The 16,980-nt window shown below is 68.2% G+C and carries 18 protein-coding genes; 8 read left to right on the top strand and 10 right to left on the bottom strand.

Annotation, left to right across the window (positions count from 1 at the left end):
* Nucleotides 1-128 precede the first annotated feature (128 nt).
* From era to fabG, 6 genes are all read right to left on the bottom strand, one after another.
* Nucleotides 129-1,034 carry a GTPase Era gene (era, locus tag DZG09_RS11200; RefSeq protein WP_119698005.1) on the bottom strand — a complete coding sequence of 302 codons (906 nt, stop codon included), beginning with the start codon at nt 1,032-1,034 and terminating at the stop codon, nt 129-131.
* Nucleotides 1,034-2,410: a hemolysin family protein gene (locus DZG09_RS11195; protein WP_119697801.1), complete on the bottom strand. Its 1,377-nt coding sequence runs from the start codon at nt 2,408-2,410 to the stop codon at nt 1,034-1,036. The genes era and DZG09_RS11195 overlap by 1 nt, the downstream gene beginning before the upstream one ends.
* A gap of 34 nt (nt 2,411-2,444) precedes the next feature.
* Nucleotides 2,445-2,906 (bottom strand): rRNA maturation RNase YbeY, encoded by a 462-nt coding sequence (gene ybeY / locus DZG09_RS11190; protein ID WP_119697800.1) that lies wholly within the window; start codon nt 2,904-2,906, stop codon nt 2,445-2,447.
* Nucleotides 2,903-3,928, bottom strand: coding sequence for a PhoH family protein (locus DZG09_RS11185; RefSeq protein ID WP_119698004.1), 1,026 nt, complete (start codon nt 3,926-3,928; stop codon nt 2,903-2,905). The genes ybeY and DZG09_RS11185 overlap by 4 nt, the downstream gene beginning before the upstream one ends.
* A 46-nt stretch (nt 3,929-3,974) precedes the next feature.
* On the bottom strand, nt 3,975-4,322 hold the full coding sequence (locus DZG09_RS11180; RefSeq protein WP_119697799.1) for an HIT domain-containing protein: 348 nt from the start codon (nt 4,320-4,322) through the stop codon (nt 3,975-3,977).
* A 200-nt stretch (nt 4,323-4,522) separates the two neighbouring features.
* Nucleotides 4,523-5,245, bottom strand: coding sequence for a 3-oxoacyl-ACP reductase FabG (gene fabG / locus DZG09_RS11175; protein ID WP_119697798.1), 723 nt, complete (start codon nt 5,243-5,245; stop codon nt 4,523-4,525).
* A gap of 102 nt (nt 5,246-5,347) precedes the next feature.
* Between fabG and DZG09_RS11170 the strand changes: the two genes are divergently transcribed.
* From DZG09_RS11170 to DZG09_RS11160, 3 genes are read left to right on the top strand one after another with little or no spacing between them, the layout of a single operon-like run.
* Nucleotides 5,348-5,734, top strand: coding sequence for a DUF3099 domain-containing protein (locus DZG09_RS11170; protein ID WP_240423960.1), 387 nt, complete (start codon nt 5,348-5,350; stop codon nt 5,732-5,734).
* A 5-nt stretch (nt 5,735-5,739) separates the two neighbouring features.
* A complete protein-coding gene (locus tag DZG09_RS11165; RefSeq protein WP_162893288.1) occupies nt 5,740-5,958 on the top strand; it encodes a hypothetical protein in 219 nt (72 codons plus the stop codon).
* Nucleotides 5,955-6,830, top strand: a complete 876-nt coding sequence (locus tag DZG09_RS11160) for an SURF1 family cytochrome oxidase biogenesis protein (protein WP_119697795.1) — start codon at nt 5,955-5,957, stop codon at nt 6,828-6,830. Before DZG09_RS11165 ends, DZG09_RS11160 begins: the two co-directional genes overlap by 4 nt.
* A gap of 75 nt (nt 6,831-6,905) precedes the next feature.
* On the opposite strand, the gene DZG09_RS11155 is transcribed toward DZG09_RS11160, so the two are convergent.
* Together DZG09_RS11155 and DZG09_RS11150 are read right to left on the bottom strand one after the other, a co-directional pair.
* Nucleotides 6,906-8,504 (bottom strand): ABC-F family ATP-binding cassette domain-containing protein, encoded by a 1,599-nt coding sequence (locus tag DZG09_RS11155; RefSeq protein WP_119697794.1) that lies wholly within the window; start codon nt 8,502-8,504, stop codon nt 6,906-6,908.
* 115 nt (nt 8,505-8,619) lie between these two features.
* Nucleotides 8,620-9,483: an amidohydrolase family protein gene (locus DZG09_RS11150; RefSeq protein WP_119697793.1), complete on the bottom strand. Its 864-nt coding sequence runs from the start codon at nt 9,481-9,483 to the stop codon at nt 8,620-8,622.
* A gap of 122 nt (nt 9,484-9,605) precedes the next feature.
* Between DZG09_RS11150 and DZG09_RS11145 the strand changes: the two genes are divergently transcribed.
* The 5 genes from DZG09_RS11145 (at nt 9,606) to DZG09_RS11125 (ending at nt 15,298) form a co-directional block, all read left to right on the top strand.
* Complete coding sequence (locus DZG09_RS11145) at nt 9,606-10,151, top strand: UGSC family (seleno)protein (protein ID WP_162893287.1); 546 nt, start codon at nt 9,606-9,608, stop codon at nt 10,149-10,151.
* The gene (locus tag DZG09_RS11140) at nt 10,148-11,257 is read left to right on the top strand and encodes a hypothetical protein (protein WP_119697791.1); all 1,110 of its coding nucleotides are present in this window, start codon (nt 10,148-10,150) and stop codon (nt 11,255-11,257) included. Before DZG09_RS11145 ends, DZG09_RS11140 begins: the two co-directional genes overlap by 4 nt.
* A gap of 21 nt (nt 11,258-11,278) precedes the next feature.
* The gene (locus DZG09_RS11135) at nt 11,279-12,040 is read left to right on the top strand and encodes an IclR family transcriptional regulator (RefSeq protein ID WP_119697790.1); all 762 of its coding nucleotides are present in this window, start codon (nt 11,279-11,281) and stop codon (nt 12,038-12,040) included.
* A gap of 175 nt (nt 12,041-12,215) precedes the next feature.
* Entirely contained in the window at nt 12,216-13,943 is a 1,728-nt protein-coding gene (locus DZG09_RS11130; RefSeq protein WP_119697789.1) for a dihydroxy-acid dehydratase, read from the top strand.
* The gene (locus DZG09_RS11125) at nt 13,940-15,298 is read left to right on the top strand and encodes an FAD-dependent oxidoreductase (RefSeq protein ID WP_205529150.1); all 1,359 of its coding nucleotides are present in this window, start codon (nt 13,940-13,942) and stop codon (nt 15,296-15,298) included. Before DZG09_RS11130 ends, DZG09_RS11125 begins: the two co-directional genes overlap by 4 nt.
* A 68-nt stretch (nt 15,299-15,366) precedes the next feature.
* Here DZG09_RS11125 and DZG09_RS11120 read toward each other — a convergent pair whose 3' ends face one another.
* Together DZG09_RS11120 and DZG09_RS11115 are read right to left on the bottom strand one after the other, a co-directional pair.
* Complete coding sequence (locus tag DZG09_RS11120; RefSeq protein ID WP_119697788.1) at nt 15,367-16,173, bottom strand: IclR family transcriptional regulator domain-containing protein; 807 nt, start codon at nt 16,171-16,173, stop codon at nt 15,367-15,369.
* Between the two features lie 8 nt (nt 16,174-16,181).
* Entirely contained in the window at nt 16,182-16,979 is a 798-nt protein-coding gene (locus tag DZG09_RS11115) for an ABC transporter permease (RefSeq protein ID WP_119697787.1), read from the bottom strand.
* Nucleotide 16,980 lies beyond the last annotated feature (1 nt).

Genomic DNA, 16,980 nt, shown 5'->3' with positions numbered 1-16,980 from the left:
AAGGCCCTAGATCGAGGACTCGTCGCGGCGACTAAGAAGGAGACCGCCGTGGAGCATGTCTCCACGATAACACTCATCCTGCTCAGCGGCACGGGGCGCCCGTGCCGCTGGATTGCGCAGAGTGCTCATCAGAAGCCGAGACGTCCGAGCTGCTTGGCATCGCGCTGCCATTCCTTCGCCACCCGCACGTGCAGAGCGAGATAGATCTTCGTGCCGAGCAGCGGCTCCAGCTGGGCACGCGCTCGGGCACCGACATCGCTCAGCCGGGAGCCCCTGTGGCCGATGATGATCGCCTTCTGGCTGTCGCGCTCCACCACCACGTTGGCGTAGACGTCGGTGAGATCGTCACGTCCCTCCCTGGCGGCGATGTCGTCGATCGTCACGGCGATCGAGTGCGGCAGCTCGTCGCGGACGCCGTCCAGAGCCGCCTCCCTGATGATCTCCGCGACGCGATCCTCCGTCGACTCGTCGGTGACCACGTCATCCGGATACAGCGCAGGCCCCTCCGGCATCAGGGCGAGCACCTCGTCGGCGAGCACCTCGAGCTGGTCGCCCGATACGGACGACAGCGGGATGACGGCTGCCCAGTCCTCGCGCAGCGAATCGGCCTCCATCAGCCGCTGCACGATGTCGTCACGGCCTGCGGCGTCGGTCTTGGTCACCAGCACGACCTTCTTCGCGTTCGGGTAGTCGTCGAGGGAGGCCGCGATCCGGCGGTCGCCCGGGCCGACCTTCTCATTCGCCGGCACGCAGAGCGCGATCACGTCGACATCGCCGAGCACCTGTTCGACCAGGTCGTTCAGACGCTGACCGAGGAGCGTTCTCGGTCGGTGCACGCCAGGGGTGTCGACGACGACGAGCTGGCCGGCAGGTCGGTTGATGATGCCCCGGATGGCGCGCCTGGTCGTCTGCGGCTTGTCGCTCGTGATCGCGACCTTCTCCCCGACGAGGGCGTTCATCAGGGTCGATTTGCCCACGTTCGGGCGACCGACGAAGGTCACGAAACCGCTCCGAGTCTCCGGCGTATCACTCATCATCGCTCTCTTCCTTCTCGCTCGCCGCGACTCGACGGGGTCGTGCCGTGTGCGTCGTCCTGGACCGGCATCTCGCCGGTCTGCGGGTGGCGCGAGCGGACCTCCTGCAGAGCGCGCAGACCCTCGCCGCGCTCGACGAACACCGTGGCGAGGCCCCTGCCGCGCCCGCGGGAGGTGCCTCCGGTGATGATCAGGCCGTGCGACTCGACAGTCTCGCCCGGTCGCGGGACATGCCCCAGAGCCTTGCCGAGCAGGCCGCCGATCGAGTCGACGTCCTCGTCCTCCAGCTCGTAGTCGAACAGGTCGCCGACTTCGTCGAGCGCGAGGCGGGCCGCGACGCGGTAGCTGCCCTCGCTCAGCTCCACGATCTCGTGGGACGGTGCGTCGTATTCGTCGGCGATCTCACCGACGAGCTCCTCGATGAGGTCCTCGAGCGTGACGATGCCTGCGACGCCGCCGTACTCGTCGACGACGAGACAGACGTGCACGGCATCGCGCTTCATCTGCTGCAGCAGCGTCTCTGCACGCATCTGCTCCGGCACGAACGACGCAGGCCGAGCCAGCGCCCGCACGGTCGCGTCGTGCCATCCGGGCGTCTCCCGGAAGCCGAACTGCACGAGGTCCTTGAGGTAGAGCACGCCGACGACGTCGTCGACCTCGCCGTCGATCACCGGCATGCGGGAGATGCCGGTGTCGAGGAAGATGCGCATCGCCTCGCGCGTGGTCGCCGTCGCGTCGATGGAGATCATGTCGGTGCGCGGCACCATCACGGCCCGCACGACCTGATCGGTGAAGTCGAACACGCTGTGCACGAGGTCGCGGTCGTCATCGTCGATGAGATCGTTGGACGCGGCCTCGTCGACCATGCTGAGCAGCTGGTCCTCCGAGTCGAAGCTCTGTCTGCCCCTGGTGGGGGCGACGCGGGCGCCGATGCGCACGAGCAGACCGGCGATGGGCCCCAGCACGATGCGCAGAGCGCGCACGAGCGGCGCCGATGCGCGCACGAAGGCGTCGGAATGGCGTCGGCCCACCGCCCTCGGGCTGGAGAACACGGCGACGAACGACAGGCCGGCCATCAGCACGGCCGCCGCGAGCATCGCCCACCAGAGGTTGTCGAAGACGAGCGTGAACGCGACCGTCGCGAGGACGGCGGCCGTCGATTCCGACACCACGCGGACGAGTGCGACCACGTTGGCGTGCGAGTCGATGTCGTCTGCGAGGTGTGCGAGGGCTCTGGCGCGCCGCGCCCGTTGGCTTGCGGCGAGGTCGACGATCTCCGCGCGCGAGGTCACCGACAGCGCGGAATCGATGGCGGACATCGTGCCGCCGAGCGCGACGAGAAGTGCCGCGGCGACGAACAGCAGCGCGGGGGTCATGAGCGGTTCTCAGATCGAGGAGGTCGCCGGCGTCTCACGATCGTCGGCGCTCCTCCGCGGCGAAGCCGTCGATCAGCGTCTTCTGCAGGCCGAACATCTCACGATGCTCTTCCGGCTCTGCGTGATCGAAGCCGAGCAGATGCAGCAGACCGTGGGTGGTGAGCAGGATGAGTTCGTCCGTCGTCGAGTGCCCTGCCGCCTGTGCCTGTGTCTCGGCGACCTGCGGGCAGAGCACGATGTCGCCGAGCAGGCCGGGCGGCGTCGGCACGTCCTCGGTGCCCGGCCGCAGCTCATCCATAGGGAAGCTCAGCACGTCGGTCGGCCCCGGTTCGTCCATCCACTGCAGGTGCAGCTGCTCCATCGCGCCCTCGTCGATCAGCACGATCGCGAGTTCGGCGTCGGGGCTCACTCGGAGCTCTGCGAGGTTCCGCTCGACGAGCCTGAGCAGCACCGACTCGTCGATCTCGATCGTCGACTCGTTGTTGATCTCGATCATGCTCTGGGCCTCCCCTTGTGGTCGCGCGGGCCGCCGCGCCGCGCCGACGAGCGCCGCTCGGCGCGGTTCGCGAACTCGTGCGCCTCCGCGCGCTCGAAGCGCTGCGCCGTGCGCTGCTCGTCGTATTCCGTGTAGGCGTCGACGATCCGGCCGACCAGCGAGTGCCGAACGACGTCGTCGCTGGTCAGGTGCGCGAAGTGGATGTCATCCACGCCGTCGAGGATGCGCGTCACCGTGCGCAGTCCGCTCGTTCCGCCCGGGATATCGATCTGCGTGATGTCGCCGGTGACGACCATCTGTGTGCCGAAACCCAGCCGCGTGAGGAACATCTTCATCTGCTCGGGCGTGGTGTTCTGCGCCTCGTCGAGGACGATGAACGAGTTGTTCAGCGTGCGGCCGCGCATGTACGCGAGCGGTGCGACCTCGATGGTGCCGCTCGCGATGAGCTTGGGCACGATCTCCGGATCCATCATCTCGTTGACGGCGTCGTACAGGGGGCGCAGGTACGGGTCGATCTTGTCGGTGAGGCTGCCGGGCAGGAACCCGAGCCGCTCCCCCGCCTCGACGGCCGGTCGCGTCAGGATGATGCGCTCGACCTCGCGCCGCTGCAGCGCCTGGATCGCCTTCGCCATCGCGAGGTACGTCTTGCCCGTGCCCGCAGGGCCGATGCCGAACACGATCGTGTTCTCGTCGATCGCGTCGACGTACTCCTTCTGGCCAGGAGTCTTGGGCCGGATGGTTCTGCCGCGCGAGGACAGGATCGCTTCACCGAGCACTTCGCTCGGACGCGGGCCCGATTCGTCCGCGAGCATGCGCGCCGAACGGTTCACGTCAGATTCGACCACATCGTGTCCTTTCGCCGTGAGAGCGATGAGTTCGTCCACGAGGCGACGCGCAGCGCGCACATCCGCTTCCGCGCCCGTGAGGGCGATCTCGTTGCCCCGCACGAGCACGTCGACATCCGGATGGGCGGATTCGACCATTCGGAGCAGCCGATCCTGCGGCCCGAGGAGCTGGACCATCGCAACGCCGTCGGCCAGGATGCGGTCGGTGATCTGGTGGGAGGATTCAGAATCCAACGAGTGCGTTCTCCTCGAAGTTCGCGAGCACGTGCGCGTGCACGTGGAAGACTGACTGCGACGCCGACGCGCCGTTGTTGAAGATCAGGCGGTACTCGCCGTTCGCGTGCTCGGAAGCGAGGCTCTTGGCGAGAGCGACCATCTCGGCGAGCAGCGCAGGGTCACCCGCGGCGAGTTCCGTGACGTCACGGTACTGCTCGGTCTTCGGGATCACCAGCAGGTGCACCGGCGCCTGCGGGTTGATGTCGCGAAGCGCGAACACTCGATCCGTCTCGGCGACGATCTCGCCGGGAATCTCCCCGTTGTGGATGCGCGTGAAGATACTCGCTTCGGTCATACCCCGATCCTACTGGCAAAGCCCCCCGCGCGAGTGGGGGCTCCTGGTGCGCTCCTGCGAACGCGGAGACCGCAAGCCGCAAGTCGGCAGGGTCTCGAGTACGAGGTGCCACGGAGGTGCTCATGGCACGGCGGAGGAAGGAAGGGCACCGACAGTGCCCTGACCGCCGACAACGCCGCCAGGCGCGCCGCCGGGCCTCGTCAGTGGCCCATGCCGAGGCCTCCGTCTACGGGGATGACTGCCCCGGAGATGTACGCGGCGTCATCCGAGGCCAACCATGACACGACGCCGGCGATCTCGTCCGTCGTACCGAACCGCGCTGCGGGAATCTGCTTCTTGTAATCCGCCTGCGTCTTGTCATCGAGTTCTGCCGTCATGTCGCTGTCGATGAAGCCGGGGGCGACGACGTTCGCCGTGATGCCGCGGCCGCCGAGCTCGCGCGTGACGGAGCGGGCGAAACCGACAAGGCCCGCCTTCGACGAGGAGTAGTTCGCCTGGCCGGCGACGCCCAGGAGGCCCGAGACCGAGGAGATCAGGATGATCCGGCCGCGGCGCGCCTTGATCATGCTCCTGATAGCCCGCTTGACGGTGCGGAAGGCGCCGCCGAGATTCGTGCCGACGACCGCGTCGAAGTCGTCGTCGCTCATGCGCATCAGCAGCGTATCGCGGGTGATGCCCGCGTTGGCGACCACCGTCGTCACGGGGCCGAGCCGGGCTTCGATCTCCTTGACCGCCGCGTCGAGCGATGCACCGTCGTTGACATCGGCCGTCACGGCGAGAGTGCCGTCGGGGCCCCCACCGCTGCGCACGGTCACGGCCACCCGGTAGCCGTCGCGTACGAAGCGTTCGGCGATGGCGCGGCCGATGCCGCGGTTGCCGCCGGTGACGAGGACGACGCGGTCGGAAGTGTCAGCTGAGCTCACGGTGCTGCTCCATTGTCGACGGAAAGTGAGTCATCATCCTATCCGGCAGTCGGCGCGGTCTCAGGGCCGGCTCACCGGATGGGGGCATACCCTGAAGGGACCGTGAACAAACGCAGCCGCTCCGCCCAGTCCGCGACGTCGCTCGACGTCTCGCCGCGGGACGACTCGCGCTCGCGCGAGCGTCGGTATCTGATCACCATGGGCATCCGCATCGCGTGTCTGATCCTGGCGGTCGCGATCCAGCCCTACGGCTGGTACACGTTCGTCTTCGCGATCGGCGCGATCTTCCTGCCCTACATCGCCGTTGTCAGCGCCAACGCGCGCTCGTCCAGACGCGTCGACCACGCCGTCCCGCCGGAGTCGGACTCGCTCGCGGCGCCGTCCGCGCCGTCGCCGCCCGACGCCGAGCCCGGCGTGCTGCGCATCGATGAGAGCGGCGCCGAGACGGACGACGAACGCCCGTACGGGAACGGCGGTGCGGCGACGTGATCGGCATGGACCCCATCGCGCCGACCTGTGCGCGAGCCGGGTGCAGGGCGTCCGCTACGTGGAGCGTGGTGTGGCGCAACCCGAAGATCCACTTCGCCGACCGTCGCAAGGTGTGGCTGGCGTGCGATGAGCACGTCTCCTACCTGCGGGAGTTCCTCGCCTCGCGCAGCTTTCCGCTCGAGGTCGTCGAGGGCGTGACGGACGGCGCACAGGGGGCCTCGTGAAGAACAGTCCCCGCGCCGTCCGCTGGACGGTGTACGCCCTCGTCGCCTGCCTGTTCGCGGTGGCGTGCGGGTTCCTCTCGCACTGGCAGTTCTCCCGCAACGCCGAGCGTGCGACCGATCTCGCCCTGATCGAGAACAACTACGACGCCGATCCGGTGCCCCTCGCCGATCTCATCGGCGATGACGGGCGCTTCGACGCCGGCGACGAGTGGCGCCCCGTCGAGGTGACGGGCGAGTACGTGGCGTCCGCACAGACGTTCGTGCGCAACCGCCCCCACGGCGGCACGAATGCGTACGAGGTGCTCGTTCCCATCCGGACCGACGACGGTCGCGTGTTCGTGGTCGACCGCGGCTGGATCCCGCCTGGTGAGAGCGCCGAGGCTCCGGACATCGTGCCGGCCGTTCCCAGCGGCGAGGTCACTGTGGTCGCCAGGCTGCGACCGACCGAGCAGCTGCCGTCGTCCGGTCGCTCGGCCCCTGATGGTCAGCTGCCGACGCTGCACGTGCCGTCGGTTGCGGAGATCGCGGGCGACGACACGCTTTCGACCGTGTACGGATCGTTGGTCTCGGAGGATCCGGCCGCCGCCGACACCCCGCACGCTCTGGAGGATCCGGCCGAAGATCCCGGTCCGTTCCTGTCGTACGCCGTGCAGTGGATTCTGTTCGCGGTGATGGGCTTCGTCTTCATCGGCTACATGATCCGCACCGAGATCCGCGCGTCCGCGGAGGATGACGACGATCCGGATGACATCGACGATGTCGACGCCATGGGCAGCTCCGAGGGCAGTGCCCACCTGCCTCGTCCGAAGCGCCCCCGCCGCCGCCGCGACCGCGACGCCGAGGAGGAGGACGCCCTCCTCGACGCGCAGTGACAGTTCTTCGAGTCTCCGGCAACGCCTCTGCAGGCAGCTGAAGATCGGCGGGAGACTTGAAGAGGTGACTCGGTCTCAGGCGAGGGAGATGAGGTCGGCGTAGTCCTTGTTCCAGATGTCCTCGACGCCGTCCGGAAGCAGCAGCACACGCTCGGGGTTGAGCGCCTCGACGGCCCCCTCGTCGTGTGAGACCAGGACCACCGCACCCTCGTAGTGGCTGAGCGCGCCGAGGATCTCGTCGCGCGAGGCCGGATCGAGGTTGTTGGTCGGCTCGTCGAGGAGCAGGACGTTCGCCGACGACACCACGAGCGTCGCCAGCGACAGCCGGGTCTTCTCTCCGCCGGAGAGGACACCCGCAGGCTTGAGCACGTCGTCGCCGGTGAACAGGAATGATCCGAGCACCTTGCGTGCTTCGGTCTCGTTGATGTCGGGCGCGGATGACATCATGTTCTGCAGCACGGAGCGGTCGATGTCGAGGTTCTCGTGCTCCTGCGCGTAGTACCCGATCTTGAGGCCGTGGCCCGGTTCGATCTGCCCGGTGTCGCTGGCGTCGACACCGGCGAGGATGCGCAGCAGAGTCGTCTTGCCCGCGCCGTTCAGCCCGAGTACGACGACCTTCGACCCTCGGTCGATGGCGAGGTCGACGCCCGCGAAGATCTCCAGCGCGCCGTACGACTTCGACAGGCTCGAAGCCATCAGCGGCGTCTTTCCGCACGCGGCGGGCTTCGGGAACCGGATGCTCGCGACGCGGTCCTGCTGGCGCACCTCGTCCAGCCCGGACAGCAGCTTCTCGGCGCGCGCCTGCATCTGGTGCGCCGCGGCGGCCTTGGAGGCCTTGGCGCCGAATCTCGCCGCCTGCTGCTGCAGTGACGACGCCTTCTTCTCCGCGTTGGCGCGTTCCTTCTTGCGGCGCTCCTCGTCGGCGACGCGCTGGCGCTGATAGTGCTTCCAGCCCATGTTGTAGATGTCGATGGCCTGGCGGTTGCCATCGAGGTAGAACACGCGGTTCACCGTCTCGCCCACCAGCTCCACGTCATGGCTGATCACGATCAGCCCTCCGCGGTACGACCTGAGAAACTCGCGCAGCCACACCACGCTGTCGGCATCGAGGTGGTTGGTCGGCTCGTCGAGGATCATGGTGTCGGCATCGCTGAACAGGATGCGCGCCAGCTCGATGCGGCGTCGCTGACCGCCGGACAGCGTCTTGAGCGGCTGGTCCAGGATGCGATCCGGCAGTGAGAGGTTGTTCGCGATGACCGCGGCCTCGCTCTCTGCCGTGTAGCCGCCGAGCGCTTCGAAGCGCTCCATCAGGTTGCCGTAGCGACGGATCGCCTTCTCCGATACCTCAGCATCGTCGCTGGCCATCTGCGCGGATGCCTCCGCGATCCCGGCGGCGAGGTCGCCCAGCCCTCTGGCATTGAGCACGCGCGTGCGCGCCAGTTCCTCCGGGTCGCCGGACCGGGGGTCCTGCGGCAGGTAGCCGAGTTCGCCGCGCAGGTCGACGCCGCCGTTGCTCGGCGGCTTGTCGCCGGCGAGCACCTTGGTCAGCGTGGTCTTCCCCGCGCCGTTTCGTCCGACGAGGCCGATCTTGTCGCCGGGGCCGACGCGGAAGCTCACGTCGGACATGAGCATGCGCGCACCTACGCGGATCTCGAGATCGTGCACGGCAAGCACAGCAGCATCCGTTCGTCTGGGGTGAGGACGGCGCGATTGCGCCAGCCTCCCACCCTACCGCGCACCGGCTGAGCGGACTCCGTCCTGGTCGCTCGGAGCATCCACGGCGCGGTCGCTACAGGGAGAGGAGGTAGGCGGCGTTGTCTCGGAGAATCAGGCGAGTGACCGCATCGTCGAATCCGAGAGCCGTGAAGTCCTTCATCCAGCGCTCGGGGGTGATCACGGGGTAGTCGGTTCCGAACAGCATCTTGTGCTTGAGCAGCGTGCGTGCGTACTGAACCAGGTTCGGCGGGAAGTACTTCGGCGACCAGCCGGAGAGGTCGATGTGCACGTTCGGCTTGTGCAGTGCCATCGACAGCGCCTCGTCCTGCCATGGGAAGGACGGATGGGCCAGGATGATCGGCAGGTCGGGGAAGTCGACGGCGACATCGTCGACGAGCATCGGCCTCGCGTACTTCAGTCGGATGCCGCCTCCTCCGCGCCGACCGGCGCCCGCACCGGTGTGTCCGCTGTGGAACAGCCCGATCAGCCCGGTCTCCTCCATCGCCTCGTACAGCGGATAGGTCTCCCGATCGTTGGGGAAGAACGCCTGCGCGCTGGGATGGAGCTTCACCCCGCGTGCACCCCGCTCCGCAAGCCGCCGGAGCTGCCGCGCGCCGCGCGCGCCCGCATGCGGGTCGACCGTGACGAACGGGATGACCGCGTCGGCATGCTCTGCGGCGAGATCGACGACCTCCTCGTTGCTCACCGGGTTGTCCTCCCCGGTGAGCCAGCTGTCGTCCACAGAGAAGGCGACGCACATCATCTTCTTCGCGCGGTACAGCTCCGCGAGGTCGACGACCGTCGGGGGGTGCACGTCGGTGCGGAAGTAGGCGGCCATCGCCTCGCTCTTCTCGGAGTCGAGCGCGGTGTCCGCCCGCACAGAGCGCTGTACGTGGGTGTGGACGTCGATGGCCACGATCTCGGGGCTGAGTGTCATGCTCTCACTCTCGCGCGCGCATAAGCCGTCACGGCGGGAGTTTTCGCGGCGTGGAAACCGGCCGGTCGCGCGGCGCCGAATCGGATTGTCTGAAGCAACGAGATGATCGAGAGGTGCCGACGATGACGACGACCGAACTGCTGCTGGACCCCACCGGCATGGACGAACAGACCGACGACGCGACCCTTGCGCCGCGGCCCGCAACGCTGACGGGGCTCACCGTGGGCCTTCTCGACAACACCAAGCCCAACACGACGATGTTCCTCGAGAAGCTCGGCGGGCTGCTGGCTGACTCCGAGGGCGTGGCGGAGACGAAGCTCTACACGAAGGACTACTTCGGCACCCCGGCCGGTGACGACCTGCTGGCGCGGATCGTCGATGAAGTCGACGTGGTGATCACCGGCGTCGGAGACTGCGGCTCGTGCAGCGCAGCGACCGTCGTCGACGGCATTCTGTTCGAGCGTGCGGGCGTGCCGACCGTGAGCATCGTCTCCGACGCGTTCTACCCTTCCGGACGCGCCATGGCCGCAGTGCAGGGCTTCCCCGGCTTCGAGTTCCACGCCGTGCCTCACCCGTTCGCGAGCCTCGACGACGCCCAGCTCGGCGAGCACGCCGCGAGCACGCTTCCCGTCGCCGTGCGCATCCTGACCGGCGGTGACGCGGAATGAGCATCGCAGCCGATACGCTCACGCCCCCCGCCGTCGATGCGGAGACGGTGCGCCTCGCCCAGGAGTACTACGACGGGCGCGGCTGGACCGATGGACTTCCCGTCACTCCCGTCACCGAATCGCTGCTGGCGGACTTTCTCGCGATGACGAGGCGCGAGCCAGATGATGTGCTGTTCGAGATCCCGCATCTGAACCGTCGGATCACGGTGCGCCTCGCCGCGATCAACGCTGCACTCGCAGGGTGCATGCCTGCGTACCTCCCCGTGGTCATCGCTGCGTGGCTGGCGATCGCGAAGGAACCTCACCCTCGCCGCGGCATCTGGCAGAGCACGACGGGAACCGCCCCGTTCACGGTCGTGAACGGCCCCATCAGGAACGAGATCTCTCTGAACAGCGCCGGCAACGTCTTCGGGTCGGGCCACCGTGCCAATGCGACGATCGGGCGGGCGATCAGGCTCGGCCTGATCAACGTGTTCGGCCTGCGCCCCCACGAGCTCGACCAGGCGACACAGGGCAATCCGTCGAAGTACACGGCGGTGATCGGAGAGAACGAGGAGCTCAGTCCGTGGCCGAGCCTGGCGGTCGAACAGGGCCACGCGGCCGACGAGTCCGTCGTGACAGCCTTCGTCGTCCGGTCTGTGATGCATATCGAGGCGAGGCACACCTCCGCCCCAGAGCAGCTCGCCCTCGACCTGGCTGACAGCATTCGGCGCACCGGCGCTCTGATCCATGAGTACACCAGCGCGCTCGTCGTGCTCGCACCCGAGCACGCGCAGATGCTCGCCGATGCCGGCTGGTCGAAGGACGACCTCAGGCGCTTCATCTTCGAGCATTCCCGTCGCGATCGCTCCGAGCTCGCCGCCGTGGGCAAGGATGCACTCTCGCACAAATCGCACTGGCGCCTGCCTGCCGATCATCCGGATGCGATGCCGGACACGGCGAGTTCGTCCGCAGCACCGGATGACGTGCCACTCTTGAGTTATCCGACATCCGTGCAGATCATGGTCGCAGGGGCGAACAATGCCGGCGTCTCCGCGATCGTGGAGGTCTTCACGCTGAACCCGCCCCGGGAGATCCCGCTGTCGACGCAGGCCGTCGACGCCTGACATCGACGTCAAGGAGCAGATATGGTCATCGCCGAGCGCCCAGCACCGCCCAGAGCCGCGCTGCCGAGGTCGGTCGATCGAGCGCTGTCGATCATCGGCACCTTCCGGCAGGGCAGGGCGCGCCAGACGCTCAGCGAGATCAGCCGCAACGCCGACCTGCCGCTTGCGACGACGTACCGGATGGTGAACTCGCTCGCCGAGTGGGGCGCGCTCGAACGCGACGACCACGGCAGGTACCACGTGGGCCTCCGGCTGTGGGAGGTCGGCTCCCTCGCACCGCGCTCCATGGCGATGCAGCGCATCGCTCGACCGTTCATGCACGACCTCTACGAGATCACCCACTATTCGATCCATCTCGCCATCCGCGAGGGAAACGAGACGGTGTTCGTCGAGCGGTTCCAGAGCCCGTCACAGGTGCTCACGCGCCCGCGGGTGGGCGGCAGACACGACATGCACACGACGGCCGTCGGACGGGTTCTGCTCGCCTACGCGCCGTTGGACGAGCGTGACCGGATGCTCGACGAGCAGCTGCCGCCGACAGTCGACGCCCATGCGTTCAAACGGGAGCTCGCCGAGGTGCGCATCCGCGGCTACGCCATCAGCGGGCGGGACCTGAACACCGAGTACATGGCGGTCGCCGCCCCGGTAACGGTGCCGGGCGGCCAGGTGGTGGCCGCCCTGTCGCTGATCATGCGGTACGAGGACGCCGACGAGCGCAACGCCGCCCACCTGGTGCGCGTGGCGGCCGGAGGCATCTCACGGTCGCTGTCAGCGAAGCGCTGACGGTCGCACGCCTGTGGGGCCCTGGTGTGCAGCAGAGCATCCAGAGCCCTGCGCTCCGGCGCGCCCCCTGCTCGTACGCTCGGTGGTCGCTGCGTACGCACAGCGTGCACACGAATCCGCCCGTGGGATATCAAGGAATCACGACAGTCCGGCACGCCGATGAGAAAGGACGACGATGTCCTCCCCGCTCCGCAGCAACCTTCCCCGCACCTCGGCGCTTGCGATCGCCAGGCAGGCGCACTACACGGCGCTCGGCATCCCGCGCGAGCATTGGGACCGCCCCAAGGTCGCGATCGTGAACACATCGTCTGAGCTCGCCGCCTGCTTCTCGCACCTCGACGAGGTCGCGGCCCGCCTGAAGACACATCTGCGCGACGCCGGGCTCCTGCCCTTCGAGATCCGCACGACCGCACCGAGCGACTTCGTCACGAGCGCCGGCCGTGCCGGCCGGTACATCCTGCCGAGCCGTGACCTGATCGTCGACGACATCGAGGCGGCCGTCGAAGGTGCCAAGCTCGACGCGATGATCTGTCTGAGCTCGTGCGACAAGACGACGCCGGGACACCTGATGGCCGCGGGGCGCCTGAACATCCCGACCATCGTCATTCCGTGCGGCTACCAACATTCCGGGCTTGCAGAGGGCCGCGAGGCCGACATCGAGGAGATCTTCCTGCAGGCGTCGAAGGCGGCCGTGACGGGCGAGCCGACGGACGGGCTGGAAGAGCAGGCGCAGGATGCGATCCTCGGCCCGGGAGTCTGCGCAGGTCTCGCGACCGCGAACTCCATGCACATCCTGGCCGAGGCGATCGGCATGGCGCTGCCGGGTGCCGCCCCTGTTCGCGCGCTGGGCGAGCGGATGTGGCACAACGTCGCCCGCAGCGCCGCCGCTCTCGCCGATCTGGTCGCCCGCGACATCCGGCCCCGAGACATCATCACGGCGGGCGCCGTGCGCAACGGCGTGCGCGCCATGCTCGCCGTCGGCGGCTCGATCAACACGATCAAGCATCTGCAGGCGATTGCGATCGAAGCCGGGCTCGACATCGATGTGTGGGAGCTGTTCCGCACGCTCGGACGAGAGACGCCGCTGCTGTGCTCGGTGCGCCCCAACGGGCCCCGCCTGACGGAAGAGTACGAGGACGCTGGAGGCGCCGCCACGACGCTTCGCGAACTGCTGCCGCTCCTCGACGGCGATGTGCTGACGGTCTCCGGCGCGACGGTCGCTGACAATGCCGCACTGGCGCGGCCGGGCGACGATGATGTCATCAGGTCCCTCGCGAAAGCCTTCGGCACCGACCCGGCGATCAGCGTGCTCAAAGGCTCGCTCGCGCCGGGCGGCGCGGTCGCGAAGAGGCCGGTTCCCGACCCAGGGCCCCACACCTTCGAAGGGCCAGCACGCATCTTCCGCAACCGGGAGGACGCCATCGCGGGGATCTCCAGCGGCCGCCTCCGCGAGGGCGACGTCGCGGTGATCCGCGGCATCGGCGTGACGGGCGCGCCCGGCCTCGGTCTGACCAGCGCCTTCATCTTCGCGCTGCACGCCCGCGGGCTCGCACACAGCGTCGCGCTCGTCACCGACGGGCAGTTCTCCGGCCTGGTGAACCAGGGTATGACGATCGGCGAGGTCTCGCCTGAGGCGGCGCTTCCCGGATCGCCCCTCGGCCGAGTGCAGGACGGTGACCCCATCCGAATGGACCTGAAGGCCGGCACGGTCGATCTGCTGGTCGACGAGGCCGTTCTCGCCGACAGGCCCGATTTCGTCCCGATCGCCGACCGCGATTCCGGTGGGGGCTATCTCGAGCAGTACGAGCAGCTGGTGCAGCCCCTCAGCTGCGGCGCCGTGCTGTGCGGTGCACCCTGCGACAGGGCTCCGTCCTCCCCCACAGCCGCAGGAGTCCCCGCATGACCGGCATCATGTCGACGTCGACCGTCCAGGAGTCCGCGCGCAGCACCCCCGTCATCGGCGAGTACGACGTCGTCGTGATCGGCGGCGGCCCGGCCGGCCTCATGGCGGCGACCGCGGCGAGCCGCCATGGCATGTCGACCCTCCTGATCGAGATGTACGGGTTCCTCGGCGGCGCAGGCACGATGGGCGGACTCGCGACCTTCTGCGGCATGCACGCACGGGTGTTCGGCACCGACGTGCAGTCGATCCACGGATACGCGGATGAGCTGCTCGACCGGATGCGCGCGCTCGACGGTCTCAACGAGCCGCATCTGTCGGTCGCGGATCGCATCCAGGCGCTGTCGTACGATATCTCCGCGCTGAAGCTGGCGGCGGACGAGCTGGTCACCTCCGGCGGCGGCGAGATCCTGTTCCATGCCAGGGCCGTCGGCGTCACACGCTCGGCGGACGACCGCATCGACACGGTACTCGTCGAATCGAAGTCCGGCCGCGCCGCCGTGCGGGGTCGCTTCTTCATCGACGGCTCCGGTGACGCCGACATCTCTGCGTGGGCTGGGGCGCCGTTCGAGCGGTCGGAGAAGCTGATGTACCCGTCGCTGATGTTCCGGATCAACGGCGTCGACCCCGATGAAGCCGGCGACGCCTGGCGCGTGGTCAGGGAGCAGATGGAACAGGCCGAGGCGGCGGGCACTCACGCGTTCCCGCGCAAGAAGCCGATCGTGCGTCCGCAGCGGAACCCCCTGGAGTGGCGTTCCAATCTCACACAGCTGTCCAATGCCGACGGCTCGCCGGTCGACGGCACCGACGTGCACCAGCTCACCAGGGGGGAGCTGCAGGGCCGCAGGCAGGCTTGGGACGCGTTCGAGTTCATCAGAGATCACACCCCTGGTTTCCAGGACTCGTACATCGTCGACATCGCACCCTCCGTCGGAATCCGCGAGACGCGCCGCGTGCTGGGCGGATACCAGCTCACCGAGGAGGACGTGCTCGGCTGCGCCGACTTCGACGACACGATCGGCGTGAACGGCTGGCCCGTCGAGGCTCATGTGACCGGCGACGTGGCCTTCCGCTTCGCCCCAGTCGATTCGCGCGGCTACAACCAGCTCCCCTACCGGATGCTCGTGCCCCAGCGCGTGGAGAACCTCCTGGTCGCCGGGCGCTGCGCATCGATGACCCAGGGAGGTCAGTCGTCCGGCCGCGTGACCGGCCCCTGCTTCGCCATGGGCCAGGCGGCGGGTACCGCGGCGGCCATCGCGCTCGGCACCGGCCTGGGCGGCGCCGACATCGACGTCGGCGAACTGCAGCGCCGCCTCGAAGCCGACGGCGCCTTCCTCGGCCGAGAGCTGCCCGTCTGATGGGGTCCTCGCCGCAGTCGTGACCGGCTTCACCCAGAACGACGGCGGCTCTCACAGGCGCTTCTCGGTCAGTGCCTCACAGTCCTGGACATCTTCCGGAACAGCTGCGGGTTCGCATTCCGATAGGCACAGGCGATGCTCGATGCGGTCTGCCGCAGCACCGGCACGATCCGACGCGCGAGGGAGTCGCCCGTCTCACGGACGGTCGTCGATGACGCCGAGAGCGCGCCTACGGCGGCGCCGTCGACTCGGATCGGCACCGCCGCCGAGATCATGCCAGGATGGAGCTCCTCGATCGACACGTCGAAGCCCGACTCCCGCACGCGTGCGACGCGCTCGCGCAGGGCGCGCACGTCGGTGACCGTGTGCGGCGTGTGCCGCTCCAGCTCGAGGCGCTCCAACAGGCCGTCGAACGCGGCATCCTCGAGATCGGCCATCAGCACCTTGCCCAGCGCCGTCGCATGGACGGGAAGCTGATGCCCGATGCGCACGGCATCCGGCAGCGGCCTGTGGTCCTCGATACGGGCGACGTGGATCACGTCGTCGCCGTTGAGCACGCCGACGCTGCAGGTCTCCCCCGTGCGCTCGACCGCGACCGGGAGATAGCGGTACGAGATCTCGGGCAGCGAGGACGCGGCGAAGTACCCCGCCCCGAGCTCCAGGATGCGCGGTGTGAGGCTCCAGAGACTGCCGACGCAGTCGGCATAGCCGAGCTCCTGGAAGGTGAGCAGGATGCGCCGCACGACGGGCCTCGAGAACTCGACGCGAGCGGAGACCTCCGCGACGGACAGCGCGGCCTCGTAGCCGTCGAAGGCCCGCAGAACCTCGACTCCCCGCTGCAGGCTCTGGATGTGGTCGCGCGACTGCGTCGGCATGCCGCTGCCTATGCCCCCATGTCCCGCAGACCGTACACGGACTCATGCCACGGGATGAAGAACCGCTTCAGCTCGTTCACCACGAGGTACAGCAGCAGTCCCATGAGCGAGAGCCACAGGATGAGGGCGAAGGTGCCGGCGGCGTCGAGCGAGTTCATCGCGGAGATCACGAGGTTGCCGAGCCCGTCGTTGCCGCCGAGGTACTCCCCGACGATCGCGCCGATGGTGGAGAGCACGATCGCAACCTCCATGCCGGCGAACAGATACGGCAGCAGGCTGCGCGCCTCCAGCTGCAGGAAGGTCTGCCAGCGAGAGGCGTTCAGGCTCTGCATCACCTCTCGCTGCCCCTGCTCGACGGAGCGCACGCCGAGGAGCACGTTGAGCATGATCGGGAAGAAGCCGAGAAGCGTCGCGAGCACGACCTTCGAGGTGAGGCCGAAGCCGAACCAGATCACGAACAGCGGCACGAACGCGACCTTCGGGGCGACCTGTGCGATCACGATGAGCGGGCGCAGGCTGACTTCGAGCCACCGGATCTTGCCGAGCAGCACGCCGACGATCAGTCCGAACACGACGGCGAGCAGGAAGCCGACGACGATCTCGAGCACGGTGATGCCCGTCGCCTCCCAAGTCGCCGAGTCGGTGAACAGCCCGACGAATGCCCTCCCCACCTGGCCGGGAGGCGGGAAGATGAACGGGTTGACCCCGAACAGGGTCACCACCAGCTGCCAGCAGACCACGATCAGCACGACGAGCGATGGCGTGACGATCCACGGCAGGACCCTCAGGAATCGAGAACGCGACATC

It is taken from the genome of Microbacterium halotolerans, assembly GCF_003569805.1.
GTDB classification, from domain to species: Bacteria; Actinomycetota; Actinomycetes; order Actinomycetales; family Microbacteriaceae; genus Microbacterium; species Microbacterium halotolerans.
The sequence above is the reverse complement of the archived record's forward strand: the minus strand, read 5'-3'. Positions and strand labels throughout refer to the sequence as shown.